The sequence below is a fragment of the Sphaerisporangium sp. NPDC051011 genome (assembly GCF_040653595.1).
GTDB lineage: Bacteria > Actinomycetota > Actinomycetes > Streptosporangiales > Streptosporangiaceae > Sphaerisporangium.
The window spans coordinates 26080-47892 of sequence record NZ_JBFAGG010000008.1 but is presented as its reverse complement, the minus strand read 5'-3'; the positions used below and the strand labels follow the sequence as shown (position 1 = coordinate 47892).

Sequence of the window (21813 nt, the reverse complement as noted above, 5' to 3'; positions counted from 1 at the left end):
CACCCCTACTCGGAACCGTCGGCGGGCTCGATCACGATGAGCGTCTGGCCGAACTCGACGAACTCGCCGTCGCTCACCTCGACCGACACGACCGTGCCCGCGCGGTCCGCGGTCACCGCGTTCATCAGCTTCATCGCCTCGACGATGGCCACCTGCTTGCCCGCCTGCACGACGTCGCCGACGCTGACGAACGGCTCCGCGCCCGGGGAGGGGGCGCCGTAGAAGGTGCCGACCAGCGGCGCGACGATGCGGTGCCGGTCGGCGGCCGGCTCGGCCTCCGCGGCCGGTGCGGCGGGGGCCTGCTGCTCCCGCGCCGGCGCGGCGGGCGCGGGGGCGGGCGCCTCCGCGACCAGGCCGCTGGATTCCCATTCGACCTCGATGACCGCCGTGCCCGCCCGCAGGCTCACCCGGCGGATGGGCCGGCCGACGTCCGAGATGAGCTGGCGCACCTCATGCCGCAGGTCGGCCAGCGTCACGTCCCCGTTTAATCCGTCCCCGTTCGATTGCTCGTGCACGTCGACTGTCTCCTCGCTCATCCTCACCACCGGCCGATGGGGAGCTGACGATCCGGATCACCGAAGCGAGTATGGCGGCTGTACCGATCCTTGACGAGAGAGTCGGCCGTCAACGGGGATAGTTCGGCTAGTCCGGCCAAAATCGCCTCACGGACGGCCGTTCCCGTGGCCGCCCAGTCACTGTGTGCGCCCTGCGAGGGCTCGGGGATCACGCCGTCGACCACGCCGAGCTCCAGCAGGTCGCGGGGCGTGATGCGCAGTTCGGTGGCGGCGCGGTCGGCCTGCCCGGCGTTGCCGAACAGGATCGTCGCGCAGCCCTCGGGGCTGATCACCGAGAAGTAGGCGTTCTGGAGGATCAGCAGCCGGTTGGCGGTGGCCAGCGCGAGCGCGCCGCCGCTGCCGCCCTCCCCGGTGACGACCGAGAGCACCGGGACGCGGAGGCGGGACATGCGCAGGATGCACTCGGCGATGGCCGTGCCCTGGCCGCGCTCCTCGGCCTCGACGCCCGGGTACGCGCCCGGGGTGTCCACGAAGGTGACGAGCGGCATGCCGAACCGCTCGGCGTGGTCCATCAGGCGCCGGGCCTTGTGGTAGCCCGACGGCTGCGGCATGCCGAAGTTGCGGCGGATCAGCTCGGGGGTCTCGTGCCCCTTCTGGTGACCGATCACCACCACCGGACGCCCGGCGAGCAGGCCGATCCCGCCGACGATCGCCTTGTCGTCCGCGGAGGAGCGGTCGCCGTGCAGCTCGAAGAACTCGTCGAAGATCTGCCCGCAGTAGTCCAGCGTGGTGGGACGGTCGATGTTGCGGGCGGTGCGTACGACCTCGGTGGCGGGCACGCGGTCCAGGGTGATGGGGTCGGTGAGGTATGGCGCCTCGTGCGAGCGGGCGGGCGGCGTCTCCGGCGTCTCCTTCGTCTCCGGCGTCCGCGTCGTGCCGGAGTGCAGGCGCAGCAGCCGGCCGAGCGTGGGACGGAGCCGGTCGCGCGGCACCACCTCGTCCACCATGCCGCAGGCCTGGAGCGACTCCGCGCGCTGGAAGTTCTTCGGCAGGTCCTGGCGGATGGTCTGCTTGATGACGCCCGGCCCGGCGAAACCGATCCGGGCCGACGGCTCGGCGAGCACGATGTCGCCGAGGACGGCGAACGAGGCCGTCGCGCCGCCGTAGGTCGGGTCGGTGAGCAGGTTGACGCACAGCAGCCCGGCCTCGCGCAGCCGCCCGATCTCCTGGCTGGTCTTGGCGAGCTGCATCAGCGAGATCGCGCCCTCCTGCATGCGGGCGCCGCCGGAGGCGGTGACCAGCAGGAGCGGCAGCCGCTCGGCGAGGGCGTGCCGGGCGGCGCGGGCGATCAGCTCACCGGTGACGCCCCCGACGCTGCCGCCCATGAACTCGAACGCCATGACCGCGACGACGAGGGGCATGTCCTCGATCGTGCCGGTCCCCCAGATGACCGACTCCTGCGCGCCGGTCCGCTTCTGGGCCTCCGCGATGCGCTGCGGGTAGGGCTTGGAGTCGGTGAAACCGAGGACGTCCATCGGCCCGAGGTCCGCGTCGAAGCGGCGGAACGAGCCCGGGTCGAGCAGCAACGCCAGCCGGTCGTCCACGGTCAGGCGCAGGGGGTGGGTGCACTCCGGGCACACCCAGTCCTGGCGCTTCAACCGGCGCAGGTAGAGCAGAGATGTGCAGGCAGGGCATTTGGTCCACTGGTTCTCGTCGCCGGACCGATCGGTCTCTGGCCGGCTCAGCACCGAAGTCATGTTCGCTCCCGGGTTCTTAGGTGTCCGAAGATTCCTCGGGTCAGGTGTGCGCCTCGACCCGCCGCCCGCGCGGTTTGGGGGTGAGACCCGCCACCGCGGCCAAGCCGACCGGCGGAGTGTCCCGGTAGAAGCTGGACGCCCCGCCTGGGGGCACCCGGTAGATCTCGTGCCACAGTCCGACGCCGTCGCCGGAGCGGGCCATCTGCTCGAACATCCGCCAGGCCTCGCGATGCCGGTGTCCCGGATCGGTGGCGAAGGCCCGCAGCCGGTCCTCGCCGGCCCAGTACTGCAGGACCATCACCTCGCGCGGGGACGGGCCGAACAGGATGCGGTGCCCCCGGTAGCCGGACTCGTGGTCGCCCTGGAGACCGGCGAGCAGGCGCAGCATCGCGCGCACGACGCGCAGGCCCGCGCCGATCGAGCGCCACCGGTTGAGCCGGAGGCCGATCAGGAAGAGGGTGACGTCACCGTCGGTGCCGGCGGCGTGCCGCCCGTTCACCGGGGTGGTCTCGCGCGGCGTCCCCGGAGGGCCCGCGACGGTGAGCCGGTACATGTTGACCCGGTACATGTCGACCGCTGGGGAGTCGGCCATGGCGGTTGTTCCTCTCTGTGTCCGGTCTGTGTCAGGCCGGGCGGGCCCGGTGGCGCCGGATCCGAGCCGGTCGGCGCCACCGGGGCCGCGCCGCGGTCAGACCGTGACCTGGGTGTGCTCGCCCGCGCCGCTGTAGGCCGGGGCCTCGTCCCGCTGGACGGCGGTGCCCTCGGTCTCGGGCTTGGCGGCGCGCTTCAGGCGCGGGATCAGGGCCCCGGCCAGGGCGCCCGCCGCGACCACGGCCGCGCCGACGTACAGGGCCGGCACCAGGCCGTCGAAGAAGGCCGTCGGCCCCGCGGGGGACGGGCCCACCACGCCGCCGTTGTCCTGGAACACCGTCGCCAGGACCGCGACGCCGAGCGCGCCGCCGATCTCCCGGATCGTGCTGTTGGCGCCGGACGCCTTGCCGTGTTCCTCGGGTTTCACCGAGGCCAGCACCACCGCCGAGTTCGGCGCGAAGGTCAGGCCCATGCCGATGCCCGCGACCACCATGGCCGGGATCAGCGAGGTGTAGGCGAGGTCCACGTCGGCCAGCGTGCCGATCCAGAACAGGGCGATGGCCTGGAGGCCGAGCCCGGCGGCCATCAGCGGGCCGCCGCCGATCCGGCTGGTGAGCATGCCGGCCACCGGGGCCAGGAACATCGGCATCAGCGTCCAGGGCAGGGTGCGCACGCCCGCCTCCATGGGCGAGTAGCCGAGCGGCCCCTGGAGGTACTGCACGAGCAGGAAGATCGAGCCGAACACCCCGAAGTACATCGCCAGCGACACGAGGTTGCTGAAGACGAACGGGCGGGTGCGGTAGAAGGTCAGCGGCAGCAGCGGGTCGGCGGTGCGCCGCTCCCACAGGACGAACAGGACCAGCAGCACGGCGGCGGCGCCGAACGCGCCCAGGATGACCGAGTCGGTCCAGCCGCGGCCGTGCGCCTCGACGATCGCCCAGACCGCCGTGGTGATGGCGGCGCCGCCGAGCACCATGCCGGGCAGGTCCAGGCCGCGGCCCGTCCCCTTGCTCTCGCCGAGCACCCGGAAGACGAGGCCGATGGCCGCGAGGCCGATCGGGACGTTGACCCAGAAGATCCACTGCCAGCTCAGGCCCTCGGTGACGGCGCCGCCGACCAGCGGGCCCACGGCGACGGCGGTGCCGGAGACGGCGCCCCAGAGGCCGACGGCCAGGTTCCTGCGCTTCTCGGAGACTCCGGCGGCGAGCAGGGTGAGGGAGAGCGGGAAGACCGCGGCCGCGCCGATGCCCTGGGCCACGCGGGCGGCGATCAGCGCCGGGGTGGTCGTGGCGAGGGCGCAGGCCGCAGACGCCGCGACGAAGACCAGGATGCCGATCACGAAGAGCCTGCGGCGGCCGAGCCGGTCACCGAGGGCCGCGGCGGTGAGCTGCAGGCCCGCGAACGCGAGCACGTAGGCGTTGACGACCCACTGCAGATCGTCGAGGCCGCCCCCGAGATCGCGGCCGATCTCGGGCAGCGCGTTGGTGACGACCAGGTTGTTGAGCGCCACCAGGAACATAGGTACCGAACTGGCCACGACTGTGGCGGCGAGCCCACGACGTGGGTTCACAGGGCTACCCCTTCCAAGGAGATGTCAGGCGAATCCATGAAGTGCCGGACGACGATCGGATAAGGCGCCGGCCCCGGCCGGCGGACGGCGACGGCCAGGGAGTGGCCGGTGGGCAGGTGCTGGAGGTGGAACCGCCAGGGGCGGTCCCCGGTGTGCCGGGCACGCGCGTCGTGCAGCGTGACCGGCCCGTCGGGCAGGCCGTCGACGGTGAGGTGCTCGAAGCCGTACCGCAGGCCGACGCCGAGCGCCTTCGTGTAGGCCTCCTTCACCGTCCAGGTGTCCACGAGCGCCCGCGCCCGCGGCCCGGAGTGCAGGACGGACAGCCGCGCCGCCTCCGGCTCGGACACCGCCATCGCCAGGTGGTGCAGTACGTCCTCGTCGACGGGCCGCTGGACGTCCACGCCGCACGGCGCCTCGAAGGTGACCACGCAGGCGATCCACCCCTCGGTGTGCGACAGGTTGAACCGCAGGCTCCACGGGTTCGGCGACAGCTCGGGCCGGCCGTGCCAGCGGGTGGCGAACTTCAGCGACGACGGGCGCACCCCGGCGTACCGGCCGAGCAACAGCCGGGACAGCAGCCGGGCGCCGAGTCCGCGCCTGCGGGCGCCGGGGCCGCGCAGCCGCGCGACCCGCTCCCGCTCGCCGCCGGAGAGGACCCCCTCCGGCGGTGCGGCGGCGGCCAGCGGCTCCACCTGGGACTCCGCCAGCAGCCACACGCCCGCCTCGGCGGCGGCGGCCGGCAGGAGGTCCCGCGCGGGGGCGGTGAGAGCGCTCATCACCGCTCGCCCGAGGCGCTGAGCTGGAACTGCCAGAAGGAGAACAACTGGCGTCCGGAGTGCAGATCGCGCAGGATCTCCACCACCCGGTCGACCACCTCCTGGTCGGTGACGGGCTGGGCGGGACGGAACTGCCGGGCGACCCGCTCCAGGCACATCAGCAGCAGCGCGCCGTCCGGGAACGGTTCGGCGAGCGCCTCCGCCGAGCGGGTGAACAGGTGCGCCGTCGCGGCGGCGGCGTGGACCGCGCAGTACTGCTCGGCCAGGCGGAACAGCTCGGCCGTGCCGGCGTACCCCTTGCCGTGCGTCTCGCGCAGCCGCCGGACCTCCGCGCGCACGCGCTCCAGCTCCTGGACGAGCGACCCGGCGACGTCCGCGGCCCGGGACAGCCAGTCGCGCTGCCGCGCGTCCGGGTGGGTCTCGGCCCGCGCCCGCAGCCGCCGGACCGTGTCGGGCAGCAGGAGCACGGTGTCGTCGGCGCCCCGGCTGAAGAGCTGCTGGTCGGCGGGGTTCCACTCGGGCAGCGTCGCGTCCAGGTCGTACTGCGCCTCGACGCGGGCCTCCGCCTCCGGCGTCACCGGGCCGCCGACCGTGCCGAGCAGGCCGTCGAGCTGGAGCGCGACGTTCTTGAGGTTCACGACGGTGTTGCCGTCGGCGAAGATCGCCACGAGCGCGTCGCGCAGCATCTTCTGGTAGATGCCGTAGTGCGGGTGCGACCGCAGGTACAGACGGGCGCCGAGCACCACCGACAGCTGGGACAGCGTGCGCTCCAGCGAGGTCGGCACGTAGTACTTGACCACCGACGAGTAGACGCTGGCCTGGCCCGGGTTGGCCTGGAGCCCGCGCACGGCCCCGGTGGTGACCGCGTCCGCGACGATCATGTCGGCGAAGGACTCGGCGAGCTGGCGCCGGGTGTAGGGCACGTCGATCACCTTCTGGCCGAAGATGACCCGCTCGGTGACGAAGTCCAGCGTGACCCGCATCGCGGTGTCGACGGCGCCCAGCCCCATGCCGTTGATCGTGGTCCGGGCGACCTGGCCGCTCTTCAGGGCGAGCTCAAGGCCCTGCCCCTCCGCGCCCAGCCGGGCCGAGTCCGGGACGAACACCCCGTCCAGGCGGATGCCGCTCATGTCCAGCGCCCGCAGCCCGTGGATCCGCTCGTTGGGCAGGGGGGCCACCGAGCCGGCCGGGCACTGGCGCTTGTCCACCGCGAAGATCGACCAGCCGCCGGGGCCGCCGCGCTCGCTGGTGCGCGCCTGCACGCTCACCACGTCCGCGACGGTCGCGTTGCCGATCAGCCACTTCTCGCCGGTCAGCAGGTAGCCGCCGTCGACCTTCTCGGCGCGCATCTCGTTGCTCAGCACGTCGCTGCCGTGGTCGCGTTCGGACAGCCCCCACGCCATCCGGGTGCCGCGGTTGATCGCCCCGACGAAGTGCCGCTTCTGCTCGTCGGTGCCGGCGATCCACGTCGGCATGAACGCCAGGTTGGTGAGCATCAGCGCGGTCGCCGTGGTCGGGTCGCGGCGGGCCACCAGCCGCAGCAGGTTGAAGCCCACCTCGACGTCGCCCGCCCGCCCGCCGAAGGCCGACGGCAGGCAGTACTGGTGCACCTGCCAGCTCTGCAGCAGGCCCACCAGCTCGTACGGGAACTCCTCGCGCTCGTCCAGATCGAGGATCTTGGCGAACGACATCGGGCTCGCCGGATCGTGCGGGTCGCCGAGATAGCGCTCCAGCTCCTCGGCCACCGCGACCTGCTCCTTGACGGTCACGGCGCCTCCCCTTCCTTCTCGTTCGCGGTCTGGGGCTCGTTCGCCTTCTCGGGACGGTCGTGCTCGGCGAGTGGCAGCGCGGTGACGGACATCAGCAGGCCCTCGCGGTGCAGCCGCTCCGCCACCTCGGCCATCGGCTCGGCCAGGGAGGCGGGCAGGCGCCACCTGCCGTCCGCGCGGGCCAGCAGGACGCCGACCGTGGCGGCCAGCCACGTCGGGTCGCCCGGGTCCCCGCCGAGCAGGGGCAGCTCCCGGTTGGCCCACCACAGGTGGACGCAGCTCGCGGCGGCGTGCAGGAAGCAGAACCGCTCGGCCTCCTCCAGCAGGTCGGGCGCCCCCTCGGCCCGGTCGGCGAGCAGCTTTCCACCGACAAGGCCGCGCACCCGGTCCGACTGCGCCGCCAGGGCCGCGAGCAGCCGCGCCACCGCCTGGTCCGCCGCGTCGGCGAGCGGGCCTCCGGTGGCGGTCAGCTCCGCGCGGACCAGGTCGGCGACCTCGGGCAGGCCGCCGGTCACGGGCTCGCCGCGCCCGGCCACCGTCAGCCCGTCCAGCCGGGCGGGCGGCGGGGCCGCGGAGAGGTCGAACAGCCCGGCGGCGACCGCGGGGTCCGCGGCGCCCTCCCGGCCGCCCTGCGCCGGACGGGACAGTGCCGCCTGGGTGAGCGACGTCGTGACCAGGCGCAGGTTGGCCAGCGGGCCGGTGTCGATGTGCCGCACCACCGCGTTGTCCCGGCGGAAGGTGTCGAACGCGGCGGTCGCACCCCTGCGCAGCAACCCCTGGGTGCCCAGCAGGTCGCCGCTACGCGCGAAGACCTCCTCCGCCGCGTCGATCGACACGTGCTTGACCACGCTGGACCACAGGGCCTGCGCCTCGGGGGCCAGGTGCAGCGCCCGGGCCGCGCCGAGCGCGCCGGCCTCGACGGCCAGCAGCGCGGTGACCGCGGTGGCGATCTCGCGCCGCGCCGGAGGCAGGCCGACGAGCGGCCGGTCGCCGACGCGGCGGCGGGCGGCGAAGTCCATCGCCATGCGCAGCGCCGTGTCGGATGCGGCCAGGTTCGCCCCGGTGCTCATCACCCGCACGTACTGCATGGCCCGCATCGCGATGTCCAGGCCGCGTCCCTCGCGGCCGACCAGGGCGCTCGCCGGCACCGGGACGCCGTCGAACTCGAACCCGGCCAGGCCGATGCCGCGCATCCCGCTGCTCGGGCGGATCGCGGTGCGGCACTCCTCGACCACCGGGCCTTCCAGCAGGACCAGCGTGAACGCCCCCGGCCCGCGCCGCCCGGTGCGGGCGCACACCACCAGGGCGCCGGCCCGGTCGCCGAGGCCCACCAGCCACTTGCGGCCGAACAGCCGGTACCCGCCCTCGCCGTCGGGCTCCAGCCGGCACTCGTTGGCCAGCAGGTCGCCGCCGTGGCCGTCCTCGGTGAGCGCGAAGCCCACCGCGCCGCGCCGGCGCAGCAGCTCCACCACCCGCGCCCGCTGGCCGGCGTCACCGGCCAGCAGGACGCACGTGGCGGCGGTGATGCTGAACATGGTCGCCGGCATCACGGCCAGGTCCCTGCGGGCCGCCGTCCGGACGGTGACCAGCGTCTCGTCCGCGGCCTCCATGGTGCCGCCGTCGGCCGCCGGCACGTAGGACAGGCGCAGCAGCGGTCCCGCCGCGGCGGCCAGGTCGGACGGGAACGCCGCCGCCTGGTCGCGGGCGAGCGCGCCCGCGAAGCCGTACGGGTTCTCCTCGGAGGCCGGGTCGCCGAGCGACCGGTCCAGTTCGGACGCCGCCCGGAAGCGGGGCAGCGGCTCCGTGCGAAGTACGCCGTTCACGCCGCCACGTCCTCCCTGACCAGCGGCACCGGCCGGTAGGAGCGGACTGCGGCGGGCAGGCGGACGCCGCCGAGCGCGAGCTGCTGGACGCGACCGGTGAAGGCCGCGCCGCGCATCAGCTCGGACGCCACCCGGGCCACCGTCCGGTTCTCGACCGCCGACAGGGGCGTCCCGGCGGTCCAGGCGTTGAACGCGCCCATCGCCGGACCGCACCAGATCTGGTAGTCGGCGCCCCGGTCGGCCTCGCCGACGCTCGCCCACCGCGACGCCATCCCGAGGTACCAGCGGAAGATGAGGGCCATCTTGCGGCGCGGCTCCCGGCCGGCGCGCTCGAGCTGCTCGGGGTCGCGCCGGGTGAAGTACTCCTGCACGTCGGCCCAGATGTCGTCCAGCGGGCGGCGGAAGATCTGGGTCTCCAGCTTGCGCCGCTCGTCGGCCGGCAGCGCCTCGACGCCGTCGTACTGCTTGTACAGCTCGTACAGGCGGCGGGCCCGCATCGGGAACATGCTGCCCTTGCGCAGAACCTGCAGGTCCACGCCGAGCTCGAACATGTCGGCCGCCGGGGCCATGTCGCAGTCGGCCACCCCGGCCGCCGCGAGCATCCTGCGCACCGGGTCCGAGGTGCCCGACTCCAGGCACGCCTGGTGGACCGAGCCGATCACGACGTAGTCGGCGCCGAGGCCGTACGCGGCGGCGATGGACGCGGGCGTGCCGAGCCCGCCCGCGGCGCCGAGCCGCACCGGGTACCCCCACCGGCGCTGCGCCTCGTCGCGCAGCGCCGCGATGACCGGGAACAGCGCGACCAGCGGACGCCGGTCGGTGTGCCCGCCCGAGTCGCCCTCGACGGTGATGTCGTCGGCCATCGGCACCACCCGGGCCAGCTCCGCCTGCTCGGCGGTGACCAGGCCGCGGGCCAGCAGGTCCGCGACCATCGTCTCGGGGGCCGGGCGCAGGAACCGCTCGGCGACCTCGGGCCGGGAGACCTTGGCGATCACCCGGTTCACCGCGACCGGACGGCCCTGGCGGTCGCGGGTGAGCCCCGCGACCCGGTAGCGGACGATGTGCGGGGTGAGGTCCATGAAGGCGGACGCCTCCACGCAGCGCACCCCGTACCTCAGGAACAGCTCCACACCATTGCGCTCCAGGCCCTCCTCGCTGGGGGCGTGGATCAGGTTGACGGCGTACGGAAGGGCCGGGATCTCCATGGCGAAGCGGTCCAGCGCCCGCTCGATGCGCTCGGGCAGCAGCCCGGCGGCGCCGAAGGAGCCCAGGTAGCCGGCCTTGGCCAGCTCGATCACCAGGTCCTCCGAGGCGATGCCGCCGGCCATCGCGCCGCCCATGTAGGCGTAGCGCAGGCCGTGCCGGGCCCGGAAGCCCGCGTCGCCGAGGCGCTCGGGCGTGAGGGGCCCGACCGCGGCGACGACCGCCGCGGTGCCCTGGGGACGGGTGTTGCTGACGCCGATCCCGGAGCCGCTCCGGACCACGAAGACGGGTTCCTCGAGCCGGGACAGTGCCTCGTAGATTCCGGCGGGGTCGGTGCGGACCGGGCGCGGGCCGGGGAGAAGGCCGGCGCCGGTCGGCTGGACGGTGACGGTCATTGCGTTCACTCCTCCCGGCCGGCGGTGCCGCCGGCGCGGACCTCGATGGCCACATCGGTGAGCTCGTAGATGCGCAGCCCGGGCTTCCACACGCTGGCGTCGGCGATGACGACCAGGCGGTCGTCCTCCCGGCGGATCTCCTTCACGTGCAGGTCGAAGGTCATCTCCTTGTCCTCGCGCAGGATCTGGCCGCGGTACTTCCAGCCCATGGCGACGTCCACGGGGGCGGCGAACCGGGCGTCCGGGATGCCGTCGGCGAGGCCGGTCTCCATCACGAAGGTCTGGAGCCCCTGGATCACCGCCTCCACGCCGAGCGATCCGGGCATCACCGGGTCGCGGTGGAAGTGGCAGCTGAAGTACCACTCGGCCGGGTCGATGACGCGGCGGCCGAGCAGGTAGCCCTTGCCGTGCGCGCCGCCGTCGGCGACCAGCGTGATCTCGTCCACCAGGCTGCCCAGGTGCCCGTCGCCGAGGCGCAGGCCGTCGGCGTCCCTCGGCGCGCGGCGCGGGTCGCTCGACGGGAGCGCCAGGCGGCGAACCCGGGCCGGGTCCAGGGCGGTCTGCTCCTCCAGCCACGGCGCGACGTACTTGCCGGCGTCCAGGCCGACCTGGTTGCTCAGCGCCGCCTCGGTGAAGTACCCGAACAGCGACTCGCCGGCGTAGAACAGCTCGTCGTCGGCGAACAGCTCGTAGCGGAAGTTCTGCAGCGTCGCCCCGATGACCGCCTGGCTGGACAGCATGGTCGTCTTCTGCCGGATGGTCTTGCCCCGCAGGTCGACGTCCTTGACCAGGGCGGCCTTGCCGTCGAGGTTGCGGATCGCGAACTCGTCCTGCGGGCTCGCCAGCGTGGCGCCCAGGTAGTACCCGCACAGGATCGCGGCCTGCAGCGAGGTCTCCATGAGCACGCAGTTCGGCATGTTGCCGGTCGGGCTGTCGGAGTAGTACCAGGCCTCCGGCGGAGAGTCGTACTCGGTCTCCATCTTCGACCCGGCGGTCAGCTTGCCGCGGGTGCCCTCCAGCGCCATGATCCGGTCGACGAACTGGAAGTCGCCGTTGGGGATGTGCGGCGCCCGGCGGTCGCGGTAGACGTCGAACTCGGGGCCCATCGCGGTGCCGAGGTCGCCCTTGGCCGCGTGCGCGAGGTGCAGCTCGTTGATGAACGCGATCTCGCCCTTGGCGTTGTGCCGGCCGAGGTACTCCGGCACGCCGCCGGGGCCCGGACGGTACCGCGTGCCCGGCTTCTCCCGGAGCTGCACGCCGAAGTTGCGCATCGACACGATCGGCTTGTCGCCGTCGTAGACGGTCAGGTCGGCGATCACGGTGGGCCGGGGGAGCAGGGTCAGCCCGATGATCTCCGCCTGGTAGCGGATGTTCCGGGTACCTGGGGTGATCTGGCCGCGCACCTTGACCTCCGTGCGCAGCCCGGGCACCGACTGGAACTCGGCGTCCGGCAGGACCAGGTGCATGCCCAGGTACATCGCGTACGTCTGGAGGAGCTGCACCCCGCCCTCGGCGACCAGCGAGCCGGCCAGCACCGGGTCGCCGGGGAAGTGGCAGGTGAAGTACCAGCCGTCCGGCTCCAGGTTCTTGACCGCGCTCAGCTCGCCGAGCCCGCACGGGCCGCCCAGGCGGTCGATCGACGGGATCTCGTCGATCATGCGCAGCATCTCGCCGGGCAGGCGCAGGGAGCGGTTCGCGTCGCCCTGGTCGTAGGTCGGGCCGAAGACCTCGCCGCGGCGTCCCTCCGCGAGCAGCGCCAGGTCCTTGGAGGTCAGCGACGTGCGGTCGGTGCGGGCCAGCGGCTTGAACCAGGTCTTCTCCAGCGCCGCGCGCCGGGCCTTGTCCCCCTCCGAGAGCACCACGCCGAGCGGGTTGTCCAGCTCGGCCTGGGTGAAGTAGCCGGCGCAGGCGTCCAGCAGCTCCAGGATCAGCTCCCCGTCGGCGTAGCACTTGTAGCCGAAGAAGAACAGCAGCGCGTCACCGTTCCAGACGAAGCGCTTGATGGTGATGTCGTAGCGCAGCGTCTGGCCCTCGCGGGGCAGCGGGCCGTGGAAGACCAGCGTGCTGTCCAGCAGGCGGTAGACGCGGTCGCCCTTGTGCTTCAGGTCGATGCCGAGGTAGCTGATCAGCAGCAGGTCGCACTGGCCGGCCTCGATGGTCACCGCGCAGGGGACCAGCCCGTCGACGCTGTACCAGGCGCCGGTGGGCACGTCGTACTCGGTGGTGATGGACGACGGCTCGAACACGCCCGTCTCGCCCTTCAGGGCGGTCACCCGGGTGACGAAGTGGTACGGCGGCTCGGGCAGGCGGGTCCGGGCCGGGTACGTGTCGACCTCGGCGAACGCCGGTCCGAAGACGTTGGCGATCTTGCCAGAGGCGAACTCCAGCAGGTCCTTCTCGTCCATGATCGGACGGTTATCGCCCGGCTGGTTCGCAACCGGCTGGTTCGCAACGGGCTGAGGCTGGGTCGGCTGGGGCTGGGTCGGCTGGGGCTGGGCCGGCGGCGTCTGGCCACCGGAGGGGGGAGCAGGGAAGGCCGTCACGGTGCCGCCGGACGAGGCCTGCTCCAGCCGCGCGACGGCGCCGTCCAGGATCGCGTGGTGGGCGCGTATCGCGGCGCGGTGCGCCTCGGCGACCCAGTCGGCCATCGAGGCCACGTTGCCGGACAGGGCGTCGGTCGCCGGGCCGGCGAGGCGGCGCGGCCGCTGACTCGCCCCGCGAAGGGGACGAACCCGGCGTACCGGCAGGCCGGCGCCGTGCTGGCGCGGCGACGGCGCGCCCGGGGCGGACCCGGCCGCTCCGGCGGGACGTGCGGGCGTGGCGCCCTGGGGTCCCGCCTGGTCGTAGCCGGTGTGGTGCAGTTCGGCGTGGCCGGTGGTGTCGGGCAGGAAGACGAACGGGTCGCCGTCCAGCGTGATGACTTCCTCGGCTTCGATGTCCCAGACGGTCATGTCCTCGGGCCGGTATTCGATGGGGTCGGCCATGACGGTGGTCACCTCCTTGGGGCCGTCCGTGACGGCGATGGCCGCGTCCGGCTCGGCCGGCGCGAGGACGGGGGCTGCCTGGCGGGCGACGCGCTCGACGATCGACTCGCCGCCGCACTGCACCGTGCGGATCAGCTTCCGCTCGGCGGACGCCGTGCCCGCGTGCTCGGCGGCGCCCAGCAGGCGTCCCAGGTCGACCGGCAGGCCGTGGCTGGCCAGCCGCGCCAGCGCCTGCGCCAGCGCGCCGCTCACCGAGGTGTGCCGGCGGTCCACCGACACGGCCACGTGCGGGCTGTCGGCGAGGGTCTCGCCGATCCAGCGGGTGCAGGTCGCGCCGGGGCCCATCTCGATGAAGAAACGGAAGCCGCGGTCGTGGGCGACCCGGGTGAGCTGCGAGAAGTCGATGGTGCTGCGCAGCGTCCAGGCGATGCGCTCGGCCACCGTCTCCAGGTCGGACGGGTCGACGGTGTCGTAGTCGAAGGCGGAGAGCAGTTCCAGGCGCGGGTCGGGCGCGCCGGGCGTGTAGCGGTTGAGCTCGGCCAGCTCGGCCAGGCCCGGGTCGACCATCGGGCAGTGCATGACGTGGTTGGCCGGGGCTTTGGCGGCCTGGCAGCCGGTCCGCCGGATCAGCTCGCGGACCTGCTCCGGGTCGCCGCCGACGACCACCTCGTTCGGGGTGTTGATGTGGGTGAGGAAGACCCGGTCCAGGCCCTTCATGGCCTCGCCCACCGCCTCGGGCCCGGCGAGCAGAAGGTAGCTCGCCCAGACGGCGGAGTCCGGGGTGCCCTCGGGCAGGCCCCACGTCTCGCGGACCATGTGCTTGGGGCCGCGCAGGCGGTCGCGGAACAGGGGCGTGGCGGCCAGTTTGGCGTCGTCGCGGGCCGCGGAGGCCCAGACGTCCATCGCGAAGAGCATGCTGCTCTCCCCGAGGCTGTAACCGAACCCGCCGTCCGGGGTGATCCCGAGCACGTCGCGCAGGAGCTGGGTGCGCAGCACCGCCGTGTTGGTGCCGGCGGCGAGCAGCACCGGGATCTCGTCGATCAGGCGCTCCTCGTGCCGCATCAGGTCGCGCCGTTGCAACGGCCGGGAGCCGCGCGGGTACAGCCAGCGGTGCTTGAACCGGTCGCGCGGGCGGTCGGCCTCCTGCTCGAAGCGTTCGAGCAGGCCGGGGAAGAGGCGGAACAGGTCGCGGTCCATTCCCGGGTAGCCGGTGAAGGCGCCGGGGTAGACGAAGGCCACGCGCCCATCGCCGACCGGGCGGCCGGTGCAGTAGCTGCCCGCCGGGGTCGCCCACTCGCCGCCGCCCGCGAGCACGCCCGGCAGGTCGCGCTCGGCGGCGTCCAGCTCGCGGCGCAGCCGGTCCCCGTCGGGGGCGACCAGCACCGCCGTGTAGCGCCGGGACCCGCTGCGCGGTGCCGCCTCGCGGACCAGCTCCCACGGGTCGCGCCCGTGGTCGAGCGCCGAGCGGTACTGGCGGACCAGGTCGGTCATGGTGCCCGCGTCGTCGGCGCTGATCGCGAGCATCAGGTGCCCGGGGGCCTCGCGCCAGTCGGTCTCGACGGTCTCGCCGCGCGTGGCGGCGCCGGCCAGGACGATGTGGGCGGCGGCGTTGCCGCCCGCGAGCCTCCGGCCGTCCCAGGCGGCGACGGCGGCGATCCGGGGCCGGTCCCGCTTGCGGCGCAGGAACGGCATCGGCTCGCCGGAGACCTCCAGCCGGGTCGGCGGCAGGCCGTCCAGCACCTCGCGCAGCGGCTCCGGCGTCGCGGGAAACTCCGCCCGGTGCAGCCAGCCGGCCGCGCTGACCAGCGCGGTCAGCACGGAGGCCTGCTGGCTGTCGCCGGCGAGCGCGGCGGCGCCGCCCACCAGGCAGCCCTCGCCGTCCTCGCCCGCCGGGTACGCCCCGGCAAGCTCGGCGGCCACCTCGGCGGGGGACGCCGAGGCCAGCTCCAGGTAGTCCACGTCGCCGGCGCCGAGACCGGCGGCCGACAGGCTCGCGCCCGCCGCCGCGGCCAGCGCGGCACCCGGACCGGCGGCGTCGGAGCGCACCGCCATCGCCTCGATGGTCGCGTACACCGTGCGGTCGCCCGCGTCACCCGGGCGGGTGACCACGACCGCCGCGGCGGCGTCGCCGGGCACGGGCGGCAGCCCGCCGGTCAGCTCGGCCAGCGCCGTGCGGGCGGCGACGTTCTCGATTCCCGCCGCCAGGTCCACGCCGCCGACCAGGACCGCCTCGATGGTCGGGTCGAGCAGCAGCAGCGAGGCGACCTCCAGCGCGCGGGCGCCGCCCGTGGCGTCGGCCGCGACCGTGAACGACGGGCCGGTCAGGTTGCGGGAGGACGAGATGCGGCTGGCCATGATGTTGCCGATGTAGCTGAGGACCTCGTTGGCGCCGATCGGGTCGTGCACGGCGCCGCGCACGGCGGTCTCCAGCTTGGCCAGGGCCTCCTCGCCCAGCTTCACCCCGGCCCTCTCGACCTCGGCCCGCACGTGGGCGCCGATGTCGAACCGGGCGCGGTGGGTGTGGGTGCGCGGCTCCAGCTCCATTGAGACGACCACCGCGACGCGGCGCTCGGGAAGCCGGCTCGCGCGCCGCCCGGACGGCCGCGCGGCGTACCCCGCGTCGGCGAGCGCCTGCTCGGCCGCCTCGAACAGCAGCAGGTGCTGCGGGTTGGCGTGGCCGAGCTCGCCCGGCGGGATGCGGTAGGTGCGCGCGTCCACGTCGATCGTGTCCGCGTACCCCGCCCGCTCGGCCTGCTCGGCGGTGACCGGCGCGGGCTCCGCGTCGGCCAGGCCGTACCAGCGGTGCTCGGGACGGTCGACCAGGGCGGGCGTGCCCGTGCGGGCCGCGCGCTGCCAGTCCGGGACGCCGGCCAGCGGCCCGGCCCGCAGGCCCAGCCCGACCAGCGCCATCCGCCCGTCCGCCGGGTCCGCGCCCATGGTGGTGTCCGTGGTCTGCCCCGAGGGGAGGACGTCCGCGGCCTGATCGGTGGTGAGGATCGCGTGGGCGTTGGTGCCGCCGAAGCCGAACGCGGACACCGCGGCCACCCGGTGCTCCGGGTCACGCGCGACCCGGGGCGCCGGCCAGGGACGCTCGGTCAGCACGACCCGGTCGGCCGCCGTCAGCGCCTCGGCGGGACGCAGCGGCTCGCCGACGCCCGGCGTCGCCGGGACCGTCCCGTGCCGCAGCGCCAGGATCGCCTTCAGCATGCTGGTGAAGCCCGCCACGGTCAGCAGGTGGCCCACGTTGGCCTTCACCGAGCCCAGCGGCGGCACGCCGCCCCGCCCGTCGAAGAACTCCGCGAGGCCGCGCAGCTCGGTCGAGTCGCCGAGCGGCGTGCCGGTGGCGTGGCACTCGATGTAGTCGACCTCGGCCGGGTCGATGCCGTGGTCGGTGTAGACCCGGTGGTACGCCTCGACCTGGCCGTCCTTGCGCGGGGTGAGCAGGTGCCCGCCCGCGCCGTCGTTGCTCAGCCCGATCGGGCCGAGCACCGCGTGGATCCGGTCGCCGTCGCGCCGGGCGTCCGACAGCCGCTTCAGGACGAAGATCCCGGCGCCCTGGCCGGTCACGATGCCCTGCGAGCGGCCGTCGAACGGCTGGCTCATCCCGTCGGCGGGGAAGGCCTTGAGGTCGGAGAAGGACAGGTGGATCAGCAGCGGGTCCGGCGCGCACACCGCGCCCGCCAGCATCACGTCGGCCCGGCCCGTCGACAGGTACCTGCGGGCCAGGGCCAGCGAGTAGAGCGCGGAGGAGCAGGCGGCGTCCAGCGTCAGCCGGGCGCCGCCGAGACCGAAGGCGTCCGCCACCACCGTGGCCGGAAGGCCGAACGGCCACAGCTCGGCCGGTTCCTCCCCTCCGGCCGCCTCGGCCGCGTCGGTCAAGGGGCCGGGGAGCTCCAGGCCCGCACGGCGGAGCCCGGCGCTCACCGCCCGCCGGACCAGCGGCACGCAGGAGCGCACCGACGTCTCGGTGGGGAAGGCGTAGTTGCCCAGGATCACGCCGGTCCGCGCCAGGACCGCCGAGTCCTCGGCGATGCCGGCGTCGGCCAGCGCGCGGCGGACGGTGTGCAGCGGCCACCGGACGACCTTGTCCAGCCCGTGCAGCGTCTCCGCCGGGATGCGCAGGCCGGTCAGGTCGATGGGCGGCTCGGTGACGAACCCGCCCCGGGTGGCGGTGACCCGGTGGTCCGGGTCACCCCACCCGCCGGGGACGGTCTCGTCCGTGCCGAACATCTCGCGGCCACCGGGGCGACGCAGATCCACCCCGGACCGCAGATTGGCCCAGAACTGCTCGGGGGTGTCGGCGCCTGGCAGCAGGCAGGCGATCCCGACTATCGCTACGGGTTCCTGTCCAGTGGGATCCGCAACATGCTCTGGCGTGGACATGACTCTCCATCCGCGGGGTGTGTCGGTGCGTGGTTACTGCGCGCCGCCGCTGTCGCGGCAGATCGCCTGGACCCCGGCGAACCGGAGGTAGACCCGTCCGTCGCCGTCGCAGGCGCTGACCGTGCAGCGCACCATGGGGCCGCTGACGGTCACCTCGTCGACCACGATGAGGAAGGGCTCGCCCGCGGGGATCGGCGCGTGCGCCTCGGCGTGGCCGATGCCGGCGGGAAGGCTGGCCTGGCCGGTGTGCCGGCGCACCCAGACCAGGACGGCCTGCAGGAGCAGGTCGGCCAGGACGGGGTCGTAGTGGCCGGTGCCGTACGCCCCGGCGGCGAACGAGGTGGCGGGCAGCTCGGCCCGCAGGACCATGCGCCGGCCCGGGTCCAGCACCCGGCTCAGGCCGCGCAGGCCGTCGCCGTGGAACAGGGTGCCGTCCTCGTACGCGGTGCAGGGCTCGCCGCCGTCGAGACCGGGCAGCCCGGTCAGCCGTGCCGGCGCGGGGCCCGCGGCCTCCACGACCCCCCGGTAGCGGGGACGGCCGTTCTCGTCGTGCACCTCGACCTTGGTGCCGGTCGCGTGCGGCGTCAGGGTGAACCGCAGCGTGCCGGGCGCGCCGGCGTCGAAGACGACGCCCTTGAGGACGGTGAAGTCCCGCGCGCCGCCCGACGGCGTTCCGGTCACCTCCTGCGCCGCGGCGAGGATCCCGCCGAGGGCCGCCGTCGCGGGCAGCACCGCGTGCTCCCCGATCCGGTGGTCGGCGAGGACCGGCTCCCCGGCCACCGCGCCGAGGTCCCGGGTCACGGTGACCCCGGTGGCGGGCAGCGCGGGCGGCTCGGCCTCCGACAGCGGCTTGTCCGGCCCGATGACGCAGACCAGGTCGGCCGAACGCTCGGCGTCGAACTGCTCGGCGAACATCCGCGCCCCGGTGCGCAGCGGGATCAGGTCCACGCCGCGCTCCTTGAAGAGCCGGGCGAGCTCCGGAGTGACCATGCCGCCGTCCCAGGCGCCCCAGTTGATCGAGGTGACCCGGGCGCCGGGGTTGGCCCCCCGCAGCCGGGCCGCGATCCGGTTGAGCGCCTCGTTGGCCATGGCGTAGTCGGCCTGCCCCTGGTTGCCGAAGAATCCGGCGACCGAGGAGAAGAGCACGACGTGGCGCAGCCTGGCGGGGTCCAGCGCGGCGAGCACACCGGCCAGGCCGGCGAGCTTGGTGCCGAGCACGCGGTCCACGTCCTGCGGACGCTTGTCCACGATGAGCTGGTCGGCCAGGACGCCGGCGCCGTGCACCACACCGACGACGCGGTCGCGGTAGGGGGCCAGCGCCGTCCGCAGCGCCGCCGGGTCGGTGACGTCGGCTGGCACGTACGTCGCGTGCGCCCCGGCCCCGGTCACCTCCGCCAGGGTCTGGCGGATCTCCCGCTGCGCCTTGAGCTCCCGGAAGCGGGGCTCGATGTCGCGCGGGGTCACCTTCAGCCCCTCGGCCTTGAGGGCCGCGGCGATGGCCGGCTTCAGCTTGTCCAGCGGCACGTCCCGCGCCCACGCCGGCTCGTCCACCAGCGGGGTGCGGCCGAGCAGCAGCAGGCCCGTGCGGTGCCGCTTGGCGAGGTCGATCACGCACGCGGCGGTGACGCCGCGACCGCCGCCGGTCACCACGAGCAGGTCGTCCACGCCGGGCGGGGCGATCCGCGCCTCACCGGCGGGGACGCTCTCGCTCAGGGTGGTCGTCCAGCGGGCGCCGTCGGAGGTGTGGCCCACCTCCCGCAGCGCGACCCGGGCGTCGTACAGCTCGGACAGGACGATCTCGCCCACCCGGTCGTACGGCAGCTCGGCGGCGACGTCGATCGCCCGGCAGAACACCGTGGGAGCCTCGACGGCCAGGGTCTTCACCAGACCGGAGACACCGCCGACCGTGACGGACGCCAGGCCCGCCTCGTCCGTGGCGCCGCCGGACGGGGTGACGCCGAGGCGTCCGTCCAGGCGGGACACGGTCACGAAGGCGGCGCGGCCGTTCTTGGCCGACGCCTCCAGCGCGCGCTGGGTGTCGCGGGCCAGCATGGCCGCGTCGCGCAGCGCGGTGAGGGCGGTGGCGGTGCCGTCCACCTGCTCGGGGGTCACGTACAGCACCAGGTCCAGCCCCTCGTCGAGGGCGGCGCCGGGCTCGGCGGTGCGCCACCCGGCCCCGTGGAGGGCGCCGGTGATCGCGTCGGCGAGCGGGCCGCCCGCCCCGGCCACCAGGGCGACCGGAGCGTGACGGTAGGCGTTCTCCTGCCGGCCGGCGACCGGCAGGAGGGTCAGCCCGGCCTGCCAGCGGTCGATCCGCGGCAGGGTTTCAGCTTTTGGGCCGTTCACCACCTCCGCCCCGTTCGGCGCGGAAGCCGATCCGGCGACGAAACCGATGATGTCGTCGAGCGTTCGCAGTTCGGCGAGGCGCTCGGGGCTGACCGACGGGGAGCCGGGGAAGGATTCCCGCAGGGCGCCCATGATCTCGACGCGCTTGATGGAGTCGATGCCGAGGTCGGCTTCGACGTCCATCGACGGGTCGAGCATGTCGGTGGGGTAGCCGGTCTTCTCGGCGACGATGGTGAGCAGGGTGGTCCTGACGGTCTCGGCGTCGTTCCCGGCCGGGGCGGCCTGGACGGGAGCCTGGACCGGAGCCGGAGCCGGAGCCGGAGCAGGGGCGGCGACGGGCGCGGGGGCCGGGGCGGCGGCGGCTCCGGCGACGAAACCGATGATGTCGTCGAGCGTCCGCAGTTCGGCGAGGCGCTCCGGGCTGACCGACGGCGAGCCGGGGAAGGATTCCCGCAGGGCGCCCATGATCTCGACGCGCTTGATGGAGTCGATGCCGAGGTCGGCTTCGACGTCCATCGACGGGTCGAGCATGTCGGTGGGGTAGCCGGTCTTCTCGGCGACGATGGTGAGCAGGGTGGTCCGGACGGTCTCGGCGTCGTTCCCGGCCGGGGCGGCCTGGACGGGAGCCTGGACCGGAGCCGGAGCCGGAGCCGGAGCCGGAGCAGGGGCGGCGACGGGCGCGGGGGCCGGGGCGGCGACGGCGGCTCCGGCGACGAAACCGATGATGTCGTCGAGCGTTCGCAGTTCGGCGAGGCGCTCGGGGCTGACCGACGGGGAGCCGGGGAAGGATTCCCGCAGGGCGCCCATGATCTCGACGCGCTTGATGGAGTCGATGCCGAGGTCGGCTTCGACGTCCATCGACGGGTCGAGCATGTCGGTGGGGTAGCCGGTCTTCTCGGCGACGATGGTGAGCAGGGTGGTCCGGACGGTGTCCGCGTCGTTCCCGGCCGGGGCGGCCTGGACCGGAGCCTGGACCGGAGCCGGAGCCGGGGGGGCGACGGCGACGGCGACCGTGACGGCGGGCTCGGCGACGGGCGCCGGAGCGACGGGGGCCGGCGCGGGGACGGGAGCGGGCGCCTGGGTGGGACCCGCGAAGGTCGCCGGAGCGGCGGGGGTGACCGCGAAACCGGCCTCCGTCTCCTCGGTCCAGCCCGGGCGGGTCAGGGTGCCGATGGCCCGCATCTCGTAGGACGGCGCGACTGCCTGGGGCAGGCTCGGCGCCGGGCCGTCGCCGCCGACCGTACGGCCGGGAGCGATCATGGTGTTCTCGAGCTGGGCGAAGCTGCGCAGGACCTCGCTGGCCCAGACGTGGCTCTGCCCGATGGCGAGGCTGTGCTCGGTGACGGCGGTGATGCCGGCGATCATGTTCTCGGACGGCCCGGCGTCCTGGCGGCTGCCCTCCTCGACGAGGTTGGTGAGCCGCTCGGAGAGGCGGAGCTGGCTGTGCAGGTACTCGCCGTGCATGGCGAGGTGGCTGGCCGCGATGGCGCCGACGCTCGGGACGAGCTGCCCGTTGCCGTTGTGCCCGTTGGCGCCGTGCCCGTTGGTGCCGTGGCCGTTGCCGTTGTGGCCGTTCGCGTGGCCGTTGCCGTGCCCGTTCGTGCTGTGCCCGTTCGTGCTGTGCCCGTTCGTGCTGTGCCCGTTCGTGCTGTGCCCGTTCGTGCTGTGCCCGTTCGTGCTGTGCCCGTTCGTGCTGTGCCC

General features: G+C 74.2%; 10 protein-coding genes. All 10 read right to left on the bottom strand.

Annotated elements, in window-relative coordinates:
- Positions 1–5 precede the first annotated feature (5 nt).
- Positions 6–536 carry an acetyl-CoA carboxylase biotin carboxyl carrier protein gene (gene accB, locus AB0H21_RS19515; protein ID WP_358518144.1) on the bottom strand — a complete coding sequence of 177 codons (531 nt, stop codon included), beginning with the start codon at positions 534–536 and terminating at the stop codon, positions 6–8.
- Positions 537–538: 2 nt separating this feature from the next.
- Positions 539–2272: an acetyl-CoA carboxylase carboxyltransferase subunit alpha gene (locus tag AB0H21_RS19510; RefSeq protein WP_358518140.1), complete on the bottom strand. Its 1734-nt coding sequence runs from the start codon at positions 2270–2272 to the stop codon at positions 539–541.
- A 40-nt stretch (positions 2273–2312) separates the two neighbouring features.
- Positions 2313–2864, bottom strand: coding sequence for a DUF4188 domain-containing protein (locus tag AB0H21_RS19505; RefSeq protein ID WP_358518138.1), 552 nt, complete (start codon positions 2862–2864; stop codon positions 2313–2315).
- 96 nt (positions 2865–2960) lie between these two features.
- Positions 2961–4433 carry a DHA2 family efflux MFS transporter permease subunit gene (locus tag AB0H21_RS19500; RefSeq protein WP_358518136.1) on the bottom strand — a complete coding sequence of 491 codons (1473 nt, stop codon included), beginning with the start codon at positions 4431–4433 and terminating at the stop codon, positions 2961–2963.
- Positions 4430–5209 carry a 4'-phosphopantetheinyl transferase superfamily protein gene (locus AB0H21_RS19495; protein ID WP_358518133.1) on the bottom strand — a complete coding sequence of 260 codons (780 nt, stop codon included), beginning with the start codon at positions 5207–5209 and terminating at the stop codon, positions 4430–4432. Before AB0H21_RS19495 ends, AB0H21_RS19500 begins: the two co-directional genes overlap by 4 nt.
- Entirely contained in the window at positions 5209–6978 is a 1770-nt protein-coding gene (locus AB0H21_RS19490) for an acyl-CoA dehydrogenase family protein (protein ID WP_358518130.1), read from the bottom strand. Before AB0H21_RS19490 ends, AB0H21_RS19495 begins: the two co-directional genes overlap by 1 nt.
- Positions 6975–8801, bottom strand: a complete 1827-nt coding sequence (locus AB0H21_RS19485; protein WP_358518127.1) for an acyl-CoA dehydrogenase — start codon at positions 8799–8801, stop codon at positions 6975–6977. The genes AB0H21_RS19490 and AB0H21_RS19485 overlap by 4 nt, the downstream gene beginning before the upstream one ends.
- On the bottom strand, positions 8798–10399 hold the full coding sequence (locus tag AB0H21_RS19480) for a PfaD family polyunsaturated fatty acid/polyketide biosynthesis protein (protein ID WP_358518125.1): 1602 nt from the start codon (positions 10397–10399) through the stop codon (positions 8798–8800). The genes AB0H21_RS19485 and AB0H21_RS19480 overlap by 4 nt, the downstream gene beginning before the upstream one ends.
- Before the next feature lie 5 nt (positions 10400–10404).
- Positions 10405–17766, bottom strand: a complete 7362-nt coding sequence (locus AB0H21_RS19475) for a beta-ketoacyl synthase N-terminal-like domain-containing protein (RefSeq protein ID WP_358518123.1) — start codon at positions 17764–17766, stop codon at positions 10405–10407.
- Between the two features lie 33 nt (positions 17767–17799).
- Positions 17800–21813 (bottom strand): SDR family NAD(P)-dependent oxidoreductase (locus AB0H21_RS19470; protein ID WP_358518120.1); only part of this gene is annotated, 4014 nt, incomplete at its 5' end.

What these genes read in the sequence shown, in the direction of transcription:
- accB (WP_358518144.1), bottom strand. Translation starts at nt 536, where the DNA reads ATGAGCGAGGAGACAGTCGACGTGCACGAGCAATCGAACGGGGACGGA.
- AB0H21_RS19510 (WP_358518140.1), bottom strand. Translation starts at nt 2,272, where the DNA reads ATGACTTCGGTGCTGAGCCGGCCAGAGACCGATCGGTCCGGCGACGAG.
- AB0H21_RS19505 (WP_358518138.1), bottom strand. Translation starts at nt 2,864, where the DNA reads ATGGCCGACTCCCCAGCGGTCGACATGTACCGGGTCAACATGTACCGG.
- AB0H21_RS19495 (WP_358518133.1), bottom strand. Translation starts at nt 5,209, where the DNA reads ATGAGCGCTCTCACCGCCCCCGCGCGGGACCTCCTGCCGGCCGCCGCC.
- AB0H21_RS19480 (WP_358518125.1), bottom strand. Translation starts at nt 10,399, where the DNA reads ATGACCGTCACCGTCCAGCCGACCGGCGCCGGCCTTCTCCCCGGCCCG.
- AB0H21_RS19475 (WP_358518123.1), bottom strand. Translation starts at nt 17,766, where the DNA reads ATGTCCACGCCAGAGCATGTTGCGGATCCCACTGGACAGGAACCCGTA.